The sequence below is a fragment of the Desertihabitans aurantiacus genome (genome assembly GCF_003344635.1).
GTDB lineage: Bacteria > Actinomycetota > Actinomycetes > Propionibacteriales > Propionibacteriaceae > Desertihabitans > Desertihabitans aurantiacus.
Genome location: NZ_QPKK01000100.1, coordinates 1 through 12,756, shown reverse-complemented (window position 1 = coordinate 12,756; position 12,756 = coordinate 1). Strand labels below are relative to the sequence as shown.

At 74.5% G+C, this 12,756-nt stretch carries 13 protein-coding genes; 10 read left to right on the top strand and 3 right to left on the bottom strand.

Going from position 1 to position 12,756, the window contains the following annotated elements; genetic code table 11:
- Positions 1 to 477 (top strand): aminotransferase class V-fold PLP-dependent enzyme (locus tag DVA66_RS09945; RefSeq protein WP_114559941.1); only part of this gene is annotated, 477 nt, incomplete at its 5' end.
- A gap of 68 nt (positions 478 to 545) precedes the next feature.
- On the opposite strand, the gene DVA66_RS09940 is transcribed toward DVA66_RS09945, so the two are convergent.
- Positions 546 to 1,160: a TetR/AcrR family transcriptional regulator gene (locus DVA66_RS09940; RefSeq protein ID WP_114559940.1), complete on the bottom strand. Its 615-nt coding sequence runs from the start codon at positions 1,158 to 1,160 to the stop codon at positions 546 to 548.
- Between the two features lie 61 nt (positions 1,161 to 1,221).
- Here DVA66_RS09940 and DVA66_RS09935 point away from each other — a divergent pair, with 61 nt between their 5' ends.
- From DVA66_RS09935 to DVA66_RS09900, 8 genes are all read left to right on the top strand, one after another.
- Positions 1,222 to 1,995 (top strand): alpha/beta fold hydrolase, encoded by a 774-nt coding sequence (locus DVA66_RS09935; RefSeq protein ID WP_198671635.1) that lies wholly within the window; start codon positions 1,222 to 1,224, stop codon positions 1,993 to 1,995.
- Positions 1,996 to 2,107: 112 nt separating this feature from the next.
- Positions 2,108 to 3,109, top strand: coding sequence for a CPBP family intramembrane glutamic endopeptidase (locus tag DVA66_RS09930; RefSeq protein WP_114559938.1), 1,002 nt, complete (start codon positions 2,108 to 2,110; stop codon positions 3,107 to 3,109).
- A 29-nt stretch (positions 3,110 to 3,138) separates the two neighbouring features.
- Positions 3,139 to 5,688 carry a DEAD/DEAH box helicase gene (locus DVA66_RS09925; protein WP_269801614.1) on the top strand — a complete coding sequence of 850 codons (2,550 nt, stop codon included), beginning with the start codon at positions 3,139 to 3,141 and terminating at the stop codon, positions 5,686 to 5,688.
- Positions 5,689 to 5,725: 37 nt separating this feature from the next.
- On the top strand, positions 5,726 to 6,712 hold the full coding sequence (locus DVA66_RS09920; RefSeq protein ID WP_114559937.1) for an exonuclease/endonuclease/phosphatase family protein: 987 nt from the start codon (positions 5,726 to 5,728) through the stop codon (positions 6,710 to 6,712).
- Between the two features lie 221 nt (positions 6,713 to 6,933).
- Positions 6,934 to 7,647 (top strand): L,D-transpeptidase family protein, encoded by a 714-nt coding sequence (locus DVA66_RS09915; RefSeq protein ID WP_232821877.1) that lies wholly within the window; start codon positions 6,934 to 6,936, stop codon positions 7,645 to 7,647.
- A gap of 52 nt (positions 7,648 to 7,699) precedes the next feature.
- Positions 7,700 to 7,891, top strand: a complete 192-nt coding sequence (locus DVA66_RS09910; RefSeq protein WP_114559936.1) for a hypothetical protein — start codon at positions 7,700 to 7,702, stop codon at positions 7,889 to 7,891.
- A 128-nt stretch (positions 7,892 to 8,019) separates the two neighbouring features.
- The gene (locus DVA66_RS09905) at positions 8,020 to 8,931 is read left to right on the top strand and encodes an endonuclease/exonuclease/phosphatase family protein (RefSeq protein WP_157973934.1); all 912 of its coding nucleotides are present in this window, start codon (positions 8,020 to 8,022) and stop codon (positions 8,929 to 8,931) included.
- Positions 8,932 to 9,006: 75 nt separating this feature from the next.
- Positions 9,007 to 9,327, top strand: a complete 321-nt coding sequence (locus DVA66_RS09900; protein ID WP_114559934.1) for a putative quinol monooxygenase — start codon at positions 9,007 to 9,009, stop codon at positions 9,325 to 9,327.
- Between the two features lie 148 nt (positions 9,328 to 9,475).
- Here the strand turns inward: DVA66_RS09900 and DVA66_RS09895 are convergent, their stop codons facing one another.
- Complete coding sequence (locus DVA66_RS09895) at positions 9,476 to 9,937, bottom strand: rRNA adenine N-6-methyltransferase family protein (protein WP_232821876.1); 462 nt, start codon at positions 9,935 to 9,937, stop codon at positions 9,476 to 9,478.
- A 185-nt stretch (positions 9,938 to 10,122) separates the two neighbouring features.
- A complete protein-coding gene (locus DVA66_RS09890; RefSeq protein ID WP_114559932.1) occupies positions 10,123 to 10,866 on the bottom strand; it encodes a helix-turn-helix domain-containing protein in 744 nt (247 codons plus the stop codon).
- A gap of 328 nt (positions 10,867 to 11,194) precedes the next feature.
- Here DVA66_RS09890 and helR point away from each other — a divergent pair.
- Positions 11,195 to 12,756 (top strand): RNA polymerase recycling motor ATPase HelR (gene helR / locus DVA66_RS09885; RefSeq protein ID WP_114559931.1); only part of this gene is annotated, 1,562 nt, incomplete at its 3' end.

Sequence of the window (12,756 nt, the reverse complement as noted above, 5' to 3'; positions counted from 1 at the left end):
CACCGCCGGCAGCGGGTCGAGCCGCTGGTGCACGGCGGCGGGCAGCAGCGCGGGCTGCGGTCGGGCACCGACGACGTCGCCGGTGCGGTGGGACTGGCGACGGCCCTCGAGCTGGCCCGGGCCACCGACACGGCGGCGCTGGCCGCCCGCCGCGACGCCTTCGTCGAGCGGGTGCTGCGTGAGGTGCCGCGGGCGCGGCTGACCGGTCACCGCACCGAGCGGCTGCCCGGGCACGCGTCGTTCGTGCTGCCCGGGGTGAGCGGGGAGTCGGTGCTCGTCGACCTCGAGGCCCGCGGGGTCATCTGCTCCTCCGGCTCGGCCTGCGCGGCCGGCAGCAACGAGCCCTCGCACGTCCTCACCGCCATGGGTCTGGACGCCGAGACGGCCCAGACCGCCGTCCGGTTCACCTTCGGCGCCGCGACCACCGCCGAGCAGCTCGACCGGGCCGCCGAGGAGCTGGCCGCCGTCGTCCGCTGAGCCACTCGACCTCCGGAGCGTCGAGCCGCGGGGGCTGGTGCCACCCGCTCCGGCGCACCCGGCACGGATCACCGCGAGGCGGGCGCCCCAGGAGCGATGAGGCCGGCGGTCAGTCTGGCCACGCCCACCAGCTCGTCCCGGGTGGCGCCGAGCTCGGCGCGGCACGAGAGGCCCTGCCAGACCGTCTGCACGAGCTCGGTGAGCGCCGTCGCCCCCACCGCCGGTGGCAGGTCGCCGGCTGCCTCCGCCTGCTCGAGCCGGGCCCGCAGACGCGCCTCGTCGCGGCCCTGCAGCTCGGCGACGTAGCCGCGGACGTCGAGCGTCGGCGGCGCGTCCGCCATCACGGCGCTGCTCGTCAGGCATCCGGGGTGCCCCTCGTCGGTCCGGGTGAACTCCGTCGCGGAGTCGGTGAGCAGCCGGTCGATGACGCCGTGCACCGTCGGCTCGGTCACCGCGGCGGCGTAGATGGCGCTGTAGCGGGACGCGTAGGTCCGCACCACCTCGTCGAAGAGCGCGTCCTTGGTGCCGAACGCGGAGTAGAGGCTCGAGGTCGAGATCCCGAGCGCCGCGGTCAGCATCCGGGTCGAGGTCCCCGAGAAGCCGTGCTGCCAGAAGAGGTGGGCCGCTCGGCGCAGCGCGTCGCCGCGGTCGAAGGACCGGGGGCGACCGACGGGTCGTGCCATGTGACGAATAGTAGATCGGATGCTCCATAATGGTGTTGTGGAGCGGACGACACAGAATCAGGTGGTCGCGGGCAGCGGGGCGACGGTCGACGTCTACGGCGAACCGGACGGCGCCGCGATCGTCCTGGTGCCGGGGGTGATGGCGGACGCTGCGGCGTGGGCCGCCGTCGCCGAGCAGCTCGAGGGGTGGCCGACCGTCGCGGTCGTCAACCGCCGGGGACGGCACCCCTCGCACCCGCTGCCCGAGGGCTACGGGATCGGGACGGAGGTGCAGGACGCGGCAGCGGTCCTGCGTTCGTTCTCCGACGTGCGGACCCTGTTCGGCTGGAGCTACGGGGGCCTGGTCGCGCTGCACCTCGCGAACGAGGTGGCGGTCCCGCACGTGGTCGCGTACGAACCGGTGATGGCGCCCTTCGGGGCGGAGGCCCTGCCGGACCTGCGCGCCGCGCACGAGGGCGACGACCTCGACGCCCTCGTCGCCGTCGCGCTGCAGCAGGTCACCGGGATGCCTCCCGACGTCGTCGACCGGCTGCGGTCGCAGGACGCCGTCTGGGCCGGGATGCGTCGCCTCGGCGCACCGCTCTACCTCGAGACCCGGGCGATCAACGAGGCGCCAGCGCCGGCGGAGCTCGCGACGGAGGCAGCACGGGTCGACCTGGTCCTCGGCGGGGCCAACCGCGGCGAGGCGCCCTACGGCACCTCGTTCGAGGACGTCGTGCGGCGCACCCCCCGCGCGACCGTGCACCTGCTGCCCGGACAGGGGCATCTGGCGCACCTGCAGGCACCAGGCGAGCTCGCAGCCCTCATCAGCGGGCTGCGGGGCCCGACGGCCTGACCTCGGAGGGCGCGGCCACCGTCCGCGTCGTCAGCCGGGCCGGGCGGAAGGCCTGTGGACAACCACCCCGCAGCCCGGCGGCGGGGCACCTCCGCTCCCTAGCGTGACCGGTATGAGCGCCGACCTGCCCACCCCCGCACCCCCGACGCCACCGACGACCGGACCGGCCGCCTCCGGTCCGGTCACCCGCGGCTCGCGCGCGGGGGCGCCCGAGCCGCTGCCGTACCACCTGCTCGCCCGCACCCGTCCCGGCCACCGGTGGCGGACGCTGCTGGTGGTGCTGCTCGCCGCCGCCCTCTGGTTGGGGGCATGCCTGCTCCTGCTGGCGTTCGACGCCGCCACCCGCCGGGTGCTCGGCCTCGACCTGGTCGCCCGCATCCTCAGCACCGACTTCACCGACCCGGTGGGCTTCATCGGCGGGTTCGGGATCGTCGCCCTGATGCTGCCCGCGTCGCTGGTCGCGCAGCGGCTGCTCGGGGCGCGTCCGACGGGGCTGCTCTCCTCGGTGACGGGACGGCTGCGCTGGCGCTGGCTGCTCCACTCGCTCGCCCTCGTCCTCGGCGTCCAGCTGGTCGTCCTCACCGTCGACATCGTGGTGCTCACCCCGCTCCTCGGCGGGGAGGTGCCCGCTCCGGTGCTGCAGCCCTGGGCCTGGTTCACCCTGCTCGGCGCCGTCCTGCTCGTCCCGGTCCAGTCCGCGGCCGAGGAGTACGCCTTCCGCGGTCTGCTGATGCAGCTGGTCGGCAGCTGGCTGCGGCACCCGGCCTTCGCGATCGTGCTCCCGGTACCGGTCTTCGCCCTCGGGCACGGCTACGACCTGTGGGGCGCGCTGGACGTCGCCGTGGCAGGTCTGGCGGCGGGCTGGGTGGCCTGGCGCACCGGCGGGCTGGAGGCCGCGATCGCGTTGCACGTGGTCAACAACGTCACGATCACGGTGCTGACCGCCGTCGGCTGGGCCGACCCCGCGGCCACCAGCGGCAGCCCGCTCGGCCTGGCGCTCTCCCTGGCGGGCACGACGGCCTCGCTGTGGCTGGTCACCCGCGCCGCCGACCGCGCCGGGGTGCAGCGTCGCCGTCCCGCCCTCCCCACCGGGGAGGCCGTCGCCGTCGGCTGAGCGCTGGCCCCGGGTGGGAGACTGGCCGGGTGCCCGCCCCCGCCCTGATCGCCGCCCTGCCCGACCCGGCGGACGCCGACGCGCTCTACACCGCCTTCACCGGCTGGGCCGAGGGCACCGGGCGACCGCTGTACCCGCACCAGGAGGAGGCGCTGATCGAGATCGCCTCCGGGGCGAACGTGATCATGGCGACGCCGACCGGCTCGGGGAAGTCGATGGTCGCCCTCGCCGCCCACTTCACCGCGCTGGCCGAGGACCGGGTCAGCTTCTACACCGCGCCGATCAAGGCCCTGGTCAGCGAGAAGTTCTTCGACCTGGTCGGCGTCTTCGGCGCCGAGAACGTCGGCATGGTCACCGGCGACGCCTCGGTCAACGCCGACGCCCCGATCATCTGCTGCACCGCGGAGATCCTGGCCAACATCGCGCTGCGAGAGGGCGCGGAGGCCGACGTCGGCTGCGTGATCATGGACGAGTTCCACTTCTACTCCGAGCCCGACCGCGGCTGGGCCTGGCAGGTGCCGCTGCTGGAGCTGCCGCAGGCCCAGTTCGTGCTGATGTCGGCCACCCTGGGCGATGTCACCTTCTTCGCCGACGACCTCACCACCCGCACCGGACGCCAGACCGCGGTGATCACCGGCACCGAGCGCCCGGTGCCGCTGGAGTTCGCCTGGTCGGAGATCCCGCTGCACGAGGAGATCACCGCCCTGGTCGAGGCCGACCGCGCCCCTGTCTACGTCGTCCACTTCACCCAGGCCGCGGCGCTGGAGCGCGCCCAGGCGCTGGTCGGGCTCAACGTCACCACCCGGGCCGAGCGGGACGCCATCGCCGAGCGGATCGGCGCCTTCCGCTTCTCCGCCGGCTTCGGCCGGACGCTGTCACGGCTGGTCCGCCACGGCATCGGCGTCCACCACGCCGGGATGCTGCCCAAGTACCGGCGGCTGGTCGAGCAGCTGGCCCAGGACGGGCTGCTCAAGATCATCTGCGGCACCGACACCCTCGGCGTGGGGATCAACGTGCCGATCCGCACCGTGCTGTTCACCGGGCTGACCAAGTTCGACGGCACGAAGATGCGGCTGCTCAAGGCGCGGGAGTTCCACCAGATCGCCGGACGCGCCGGCCGGGCCGGGTTCGACACCCGCGGCTGGGTGGTGGTGCAGGCGCCGGAGCACGTGATCGAGAACGCCCGCGCGGTCGCCAAGGCCGGCGACGACGTCAAGAAGCAGCGCAAGGTGCAGCGCAAGAAGGCCCCGGAGGGCTTCGTCTCCTGGAACGAGGACACCTTCACCCGGTTGATCAGCGCCGAGCCCGAGCCGCTGCAGCCCCGGCTGCGGATGTCGCACTCGGTGCTGGTCAACCTGCTGGCCCGCCGCGGCAACCCGGTCGCCCACGCCGCCCGGCTGATCGAGCAGAACCACCACGACGCCGCCGCCCGCCGCCGGCTGCGCCGCCACGCCCTGGTGCTGGCCCGGGAGCTGATCACCTCCGGCGTGGTCGAACGGCTGACCGACGCCCGCGAGGACGGCCGCCGCTACGCGCTGACCATCGACCTGCAGCGCGACTTCGCGGTCAACCACCCGCTGGCGCCGTTCGCGCTGGCCGTCCTCGACACCCTCGACCCGGAGTCCGACAGCTACGCCCGCGACGTCGTCTCGGTCTTCGAGGCGATCCTGGAGGACCCCCGCCCGGTGCTGCAGGCCCAGCAGCACCGCGCCCGCGGGGAGGCGGTGGCGGCGATGAAGGCCGACGGGATCGAGTACGACGAGCGGATGGAGCTGCTCGAGCAGGTCACCTGGCCCCAGCCGCTGGCCGACCTGCTGGAGGTGACGCTGACCGCCTACCGCCAGACCCACCCCTGGATCGCCGAGGACGCGCTCAGCCCGAAGTCGGTGGTCCGGGAGATGTACGAGCGCGGGATGACCTTCGGGGAGCTGGTCAGCGAGTACGGGCTGTCGCGCAGCGAGGGCGTCGTGCTGCGCTACCTCTCCGACGCCTGGCGGACGCTGCGCCACACCGTGCCCGAGCACCGCCGCGACACCGAGCTGGAGGACCTGGTGGAGTGGCTGGGCGAGGTGATCCGTCAGACCGACTCCAGCCTGCTCGACGAGTGGGAGCAGCTGGTCAACCCCGCCGCGGAGACCGAGGTGCGCCCCGGGCTACGAGAGCAGCAGCCGCGTCCGATCACCGGCAACGAGCGCGCCTTCACGGTGCTGCTGCGCAACGCGATGTGGCACCGGGTCGAGCTGGTCGCCCGCGACGACGCGGAGGCGCTGGCCGCGGTGGAGCGCCGGGTCGCCGAGCTCACCGAGCCGCCCACCCCGGTCACCATGGACGCCGACGCCTGGGGCGAGGCCCTCGACGACTACTACGACGAGCACGACACGGTCGTGACCGACGCCGACGCCCGCAGCCCCCGCCACCTGCAGGTCGAGCGGACGCCCGGACGCTGGCGGCTGCGCCAGGTGCTGGTCGACCCCGAGGGGAACCTGGACTGGGCGGTCGAGGCCGAGGTCGACCTGGCCGCCAGCGACGCCGCCGGCGCGGCGGTGGTGGTGGTCGGCGGGCTGCGTCGGATGGGCTGACCCTGCCGGTGACCCTGCGCCCGAGCAGCATGCGGTCATGGACACCGACACCCCTCCCGGCTCCTCCCCCACGCCCCGTCTCTCCCGCCGCCGCCTGCTCGGCACCGGCGCCGCCGGTCTCGCGCTGGCCGGCACCTCCCTGCTCCCCGCCACCTCCGCCTCCGCCGCCACGCGGTCGAGGGTCCGGGTGGCGACCTACAACCTCAACACCGGCAGCGCCGCCGCGACCCGCGCCGACATGGACGACCTGGCCGGCCGGGTCGCGCTGATCGGGCTCAACGAGTCCATGGGCGTCGAGCGCGAGGCCACCGCCGCCTGGGTCAGGGCCCGTCCGAACTGGCGCTGGTTCCGGCCCGTCAGCCGGGCCGGCCAGACCCGCTTCAAGGGCTCCAACGCGGTGCTGTGGGACCAGCGCGTGTTCGCCCTGCGCGACCAGGGCGCCCGCTTCGGCTCGAAGTCCCACACCCCGACCTTCGAGATCGACGAGCGCTGGATCACCTGGGTGCGGCTCACCCACCGCGAGAGCGGTCAGGACCTCGTCTGGATCCAGACCCACATGGACCCGTCCGTCGAGCGCGACGGGCGTCCGCGCGAGGACGCCGAGGCCCGGATCGAGGGCAACCTCACCTACATGCGCGAGCTCAAGGCGCTGGCCGCGGCCAAGAGCGAGCGCGCGGAGGTGCTGGTCGGCGGCGACTGGAACGTCGACGCCCGCGCCGACCGCCGGGTCGGCCACCACCGGTTCCCCTTCGTGGTGCTGGAGGAGCGCGACGCCCCGGCGAAGCTCCCCGGGCTGCGCACCACCTACAGCCACTTCGGGTTCGACGTGGCGGCCACCTCCGGGCCGCCGCAGACCGGGTCCTACATCGACGACCTCGCCCTCTGGGTGCGGAAGGCCGAGACCGCCCGGGTCGTCCGGTTCACCGACCACCACGTGGTCACGGGGCTCCGCTCCGACCACCGCCCGCTCGTGGCCGGGCTCTCCATCGACCACGCCGCCACCACCGGCTGGGACCCCGCCTGAGACCGCTCCCCGGCCCGCGGCCGGACGGCGTCGCAGCCGCCGGCCGCGGACCCGCCGGGAAGGACTGGTGCTCCGAGCCGTGGCAGTGGTTCACTGTGCGCACCGGTTCGGGTCTCGCCCTCGGCCGTGGTGGTGACATCTCCGGCGAGGCGGGTTCGGACGGCTCCCCGTCCACAGCGAAGGGACGTGGGGCCATGGGGCTCAGGTCGGTCAGGAACACGGTGCTGGTGCTGCTCGCGACGGTGCTGGTGCTCGGCATCTCGCTCAGCTCGGCCACCTCGGCGCAGGCCCGCGGGCGCGACCTGCAGTACGGCATGTCGGGCGGGGACGTCAGCCAGCTCCGGGTGGCTCTGGACCGCAACAAGCGCGCCGACTACCTCGCCGGCGGCAGCGCCGGGCGCAAGTTCGACGGCGCCACCAAGGACGGTCTGAAGCGCTGGCAGAAGGCGGCCGGCTACAAGGCCGACGGCCGGATCACCGTGGGCACCAAGGAGTGGCAGAAGCTGCGCTCCGAGCAGGGCCCGGCCCGTCCGGCCCCGAAGCCCAAGCCGAAGGGCCCGTCGGTGCCGGCCGCCTGCAAGGTCAAGGGCCGCGTGCTGTGCGCCAGCAAGAAGGACGACAAGCTGCGCTACTACGAGAACGGCTCGCTGAAGATGACCATCGACGCCCGTTTCGGCTGCGCGAGCGACCGGACCCGCGAGGGCACCTTCAAGGTCTTCCGCAAGGTGCGCAACGACTGGAGCTACCTCTACGACACCCCGATGAAGTTCAGCATGTACTTCAGCGGCGGCCAGGCGGTGCACTACTCCTACGACTTCAAGGCCCGCGGCTACAACGGCTGCAGCCACGGCTGCGTGAACACCCGCGACTGGTCGCGGACCGAGCAGCTGTTCGCCAAGATCCGGGTCGGCGACCGGGTGGTCGTCCACCGCTGAGCCCGACCTCCCGCCCGGGTGTGACGCACACCCGGGCGGGTACCGGGCCGGTATGGACATCTGGGAGCGCATCCGCTACGCCCGAGACCAGGCCCTGGAGGCCGAGCGCACCGAGCGGCGTCGGCTCGACGAGGCCGACACCAACGAGCTCCAGCGGGCCGCCTCGGTGCGGCTGGCCACGCGCCAGGCCGTGCGCGAGGCGCTGGACGACATCCTCGACGAGTCCACCGACCCCGAGGCCTGAGCCCGGGCTCTCCGGCGCGGCCTCCGGGTCGCAGGCGTGGAACGGCATTCACGTGCGGCTGCGGTGTCGTTCACCGAGCGGACACCTGCAACCGGTGGGGTGAGGCCACCCCCCACCGAGGAGTCCGCTTGAGCGCCACCAGCCACCGCCATCCTCCGAGGACGCGCGGCGGCAGCGGCGCTCCTGCGGCGACCAGCCCGCCGCCGCGCGGCCGTCGTCGCTCCGAGGTGCGCACCCTGATCGGTGAGGCGCGTCGCGGCGAGCTGCACGTGATGAGCTTCGACATCGGCCTCGACACCGGACGCACCGACCCGACCGACCCCGCGCACTGGCCGCAGCGCGAGCCGCTGGTGTCCCGGCTGCTCGAGCTCGAGCTGCCCACCCTGCTCGGCGCCCAGGGTGCGCTGTTCCACCAGCTCCGCTCCATCGAGGACGGGCTGCCCCAGCGCTACCGGATGATCGGCGCCGGCAGCGAGGGCGGCTCGCACGGCGAGCACTGCCCGGTCTTCTACGACCCGCTGCGGGTGCGGCTGGAGGCCTGGGAGCAGTGGTGGCTCTCCGACAGCCCCGACCTGATCGGCTCGGTGGGCTGGGACGCCGAGCGTCCGCGGGTCGCCCTGCACGCGCGGTTCATCGAGCTGGCCACCGAGCGCGCGTTCTGCCTGCTCAACACCCGGCTCGACCCGGTGGCCCCCGAGGCCCGCCGGCAGGCGACCACGATGCTGGTGCGCCGCCTCCGCGAGTGCGGGCTGCCGACGGTCGTCACCGGCGACGTCGCCGGACCCGGGGACGCCGGCAGCACCTGGGAGCTCGTCCGCACCGCCCACCTGACCGACTCCTGGAGCTCGGCCACCCAACGGGTCACCCCGCTGGTGGGCACCCGGCACGGCTACGACGAGCCACAGCCCGACGCCCCGCGGGTGGACTGGGTGCTGACCAGCCCGGCGGTGCGGGTGCTGCGGGCGGGGATCAACACCACCGCCTTCCTCGGACGCCGACCCAGCGACCACGCCCCGGTGCAGGCCCTGCTGCGGCTGTAGCCGCCGGATTGACGGGCGCGGGCCGCGCTCAGCACGATGGCCGGCGTCAGCGACGTCGCAGAGAGGACAACCCGGATGTACTTCATCGTGGTCAAGTTCCAGACCAGGCCCGAGTGGTCGGACCGGTGGCTCGGTCTGGTCGACGACTTCACGCGCGCCACCCGTGCCGAGCCCGGGAACCTGTGGTTCGAGTGGTCGCGCAGCGTGGAGGACCCGAACGAGTTCGTCCTGGTGGAGGCCTTCACCGACGACGGCGCCGGGCCGCACGTCAGCAGCGAGCACTTCCAGCAGGCGATGCGGGAGCTGCCGCAGGCGCTGGCGTCCACCCCGAAGATCATCAGCCGCCAGATCGAGGCCGAGGGCTGGGAGGAGATGGGCGAGATGCAGGTCGGCTGAGCCCGGCCACAACGCCCCGAGCCCGACCACAGCGCCCCGAGCCCGACCACAACGCCCCGAGCCCGACCACAACGCCCCGAGCCCGACCACAACGCCCTGAGCCTGTCGAAGGGCGGACGCCACGACGACGCGGTGCCACCGTGACCAGTTATCGACGGCGGACCCGCAGCACGGAGGAGTCCACCTGCGGCGGCGGGCGGAACGCCGACCGGGGCAGCCGCTCGCCCTCGCTGAGCCGGTAGCGCCGGGCGTGCCGGGCCCGGACACCGCCGTCGGCCAGCCGGCGCACCGCCGCGCGCTGCAGCACGAGGTCGGCCGAGAGCAGCCGGTCGGTGCCGAGCAGCCCGCGGACGAGGTCGGTGGAGAGCTGGTACGGCGGGCTGGCGACCACCCGGAACGGCCGCCGCGGCCAGCGCAGCTCCCGCAGGTCGACCGTCAGCACGCGGACCGTTCCGTCGAACCGCTCGGCCAGCCGGGCCGCCCGTCCCGGGTGCAGCTCGACGGCCAGCACCTCCGCACCGAGGCGGGTCAGCGGCGCGGTGAGCGCGCCGGTGCCGGCGCCGAGGTCGAGGACGAGGTCGCCCGGACGGACCGGGGTCGCCTCGACCACCCGCTCCGCCCAGTCAGCGGTGAGCGGGTGCCATCCCCAGGCCCGACGGGATCCGGACGGGCGTCCCGGTCGCTGCCGGCCGGGCACGACGCACCATCATGAACATCGGCATGGCGCGACCGTAGGGTCGGTGGTGCCGACTCGTCACCCGGTTTTCCGGGCGCCCCGCCGGGGCGTCCTCCCCGTCAGCCGTCCTGCCTGGCTGCGGCGCCGTCCTCGGAGAGCAGGGCGTTGACGCGCCGGAAGACGTCGACCTGTGCGGGGTTGTACAGCTCGTTCAGCGCCCGGCCGAGGGTGCGCCCGGCCGACCCGGGGCCGCCGACCAGCTGGGCCCCCAGGGCGGCGACCGCGGGGTTGTCGCGGAGCAGCCGCTGGATCTGCGGGGTGTAGCGCTCGGCGAGGTCGCGCCGGGTCTCCTCATCGGCGTCGGCCGGCAGCGCCTCGAACTCCTCGTCCTCCGGCGTCCGGTCGGCGGTGCGCAGCATCTCGCGCACCGTGTCCATCCCCGCGTCGTCGAACACGCGGGAGTAGATGAGCACCAGCGCGCGGTCGGCGTCGGTGAGGTGGGCGCCGACGGTGCCGAAACCCTCGGGCAGGTCGACCGGCGTCCCGTGCCGCAGGATGACCTGCAGCTCGGCTCGGACGCGCTGCAGCCGCTCGACGGTGGCGGCGAGCTCGGCGTCGAGGACCTGCAGCGCCTCCTGCGGACGCTGCTCGGCGTCGCCCAGGTCGGCGATCTGCGACAGCGGCAGCCCGAGCTCGGCGAGCCGCTTGATCCGCAGCAGCCGGACCAGGTGCTGGATGCGGTACTGCTTGTAGCCGTTGCTGGCCCGCTCGGGCTCCTCGAGCAGACCGACCTCGTGGTAGTGCCGGACCGCCTTGACGGTCGTGCCCGCGAGCTCGGCCAGCTCACGCGTGCTCCACGCCATGGGCTCCTCCTGCGTCGTCCGTCGTCGGGCACCCATGGAAGACCATGCCCCAGGGGCAGGCTCAAGGGCCGGGCGGGGACGGTCCCGGGCGACGGGCTCCGACGGGCGGCGGACGAGGTGGCGGGGTGACGTCGGGGCGCTGCACCCGGCCCCGGAAACCCTCCGCCGTTCCCAACGTATAGCGGAGCAGGGGTCTTGCCGCAAGACCCCGGTGAGCCAGCAGAATCGCTCCTCGCCAGGTGCCCGGACGGCGATCAGGAGGCAGTGCCGAGCGCACCGGCGACCCCGCCCGCGCACCCCGCGCAGCCACCTGTGGACCGGAGACCCCATGAGCCCTGCCGACGTGTTCGCCCTGCCCGCCCGCCTGGCCGCCAAGGCCGAGCCCGCCCTGATCGCCGCCGACCAGCAGCACCTCGCGGCCGTGGCCGCCAGCCTGGACCAGCAGGTGGCCGGGCTGGCGGAGCGGCTGGACGAGCTGCGCCGCTCCCCCGGCGGCAGGGGTCGGGCGGCCGCCGACCGCGACCGCGAGATCCACCGGCTCAGCGGCCGGCTCCGGCTGCTGCGGCGCTTCGGCGTCGACCTCTGCCTGGGTCGGATGGTGGGTGCCGACGGCGCCGAGCCGGTCTACGTCGGCCGGCTGGGGCTGACCGACGCCGACGGCCGGCGGCTGCTGGTCGACTGGCGCGCGCCGGCGGCCGAGCCGTTCTTCGCCGCCACCCACGCCCGGCCGCTGGGGCTGGTGAGCCGGCGCCGCTACCGCTGGTCGCAGGGGCGGATCACCGACTACTGGGACGAGGTGTTCAGCCCCGACGGGCTGGAGGGGCACGCCGCGCTGGACGACCAGTCGGCGTTCATCGCCAGCCTCGGCGCCAGCCGCTCACCGCGGATGCGCGACGTGCTCAGCACCATCCAGGCCGACCAGGACGCCATCATCCGGGCCGGGTCGGCCGGAGCGCTGGTCGTCGACGGCGGCCCCGGCACCGGCAAGACGGTGGTGGCGCTGCACCGGGCCGCCTACCTGCTGCACGCCGACCCCCGGCTGGCCGAGGGGCGCGGCGGGGTGCTCGTGGTCGGGCCGCACCGTCCCTACCTCGCCTACATCGCCGACGTGCTGCCCAACCTCGGCGAGGAGGGCGTGCAGACCTGCACCCTGCGCGACCTCGTCCGCGAGGGCGCCACCGCGGGGGCCGAACCCGACCCCGAGGTGGCCCGGCTCAAGTCGTCGGTGGAGATGGTCCGGGCGGTGGAACCCGCGGTCGGGCTGTACGAGGAGCCGCCGACCCGTCCGCTGCTGGTCGAGACCGAGTGGGTCGACCTCCGGGTGACCCCCGCGGACTGGGCGGAGGCCTTCGCCGCCCCCGACCCGGGCACCCCGCACAACGAGGCCCGCGACGAGGTCTGGGAGGCCCTGGTGGACCTGCTGCTCGAGCAGGTCGACCAGGACGACGAGGAGGTGCCGCTGCCTCTGCTCCGGCGCTCGCTCGCCCGCGACCCCGGGCTGACCCAGGCCTTCGCCCGGGCCTGGACCCTGGTCGAGGCCGCCGACCTGGTCGGCGACCTGTGGACCGTGCCGGCCTACCTCCGCCGCTGCGCGCCCTGGCTGGGCGAGGAGGACGTCCGACGGCTGCAGCGCGCCGACCCGCAGGCCTGGACCGTGCCCGACCTGCCGCTGCTGGACGCCGCCCGGCTGCGGCTGGGCGACCCCGAGGCGTCCCGTCTCCGGCGCCGGCGCGAGGCCGCCGCGGCCGCCGACCGCGCCGTCATGGACCGGGTCGTCGAGGACATCCTCGAGGCCGACGACGACCCCGAGAGCAGCCTCATCATGCTGCGCGGGCAGGACCTGCGCGACGCCCTCGTCGACGACGGCGCGGTGCCGGAGGCCGGGCCCGA

What these genes read in the sequence shown, in the direction of transcription:
- DVA66_RS09930 (WP_114559938.1), top strand. Translation starts at nt 2,108, where the DNA reads ATGAGCGCCGACCTGCCCACCCCCGCACCCCCGACGCCACCGACGACC.
- DVA66_RS09910 (WP_114559936.1), top strand. Translation starts at nt 7,700, where the DNA reads ATGGACATCTGGGAGCGCATCCGCTACGCCCGAGACCAGGCCCTGGAG.
- DVA66_RS09940 (WP_114559940.1), bottom strand. Translation starts at nt 1,160, where the DNA reads ATGGCACGACCCGTCGGTCGCCCCCGGTCCTTCGACCGCGGCGACGCG.
- DVA66_RS09900 (WP_114559934.1), top strand. Translation starts at nt 9,007, where the DNA reads ATGTACTTCATCGTGGTCAAGTTCCAGACCAGGCCCGAGTGGTCGGAC.
- DVA66_RS09890 (WP_114559932.1), bottom strand. Translation starts at nt 10,866, where the DNA reads ATGGCGTGGAGCACGCGTGAGCTGGCCGAGCTCGCGGGCACGACCGTC.
- DVA66_RS09920 (WP_114559937.1), top strand. Translation starts at nt 5,726, where the DNA reads ATGGACACCGACACCCCTCCCGGCTCCTCCCCCACGCCCCGTCTCTCC.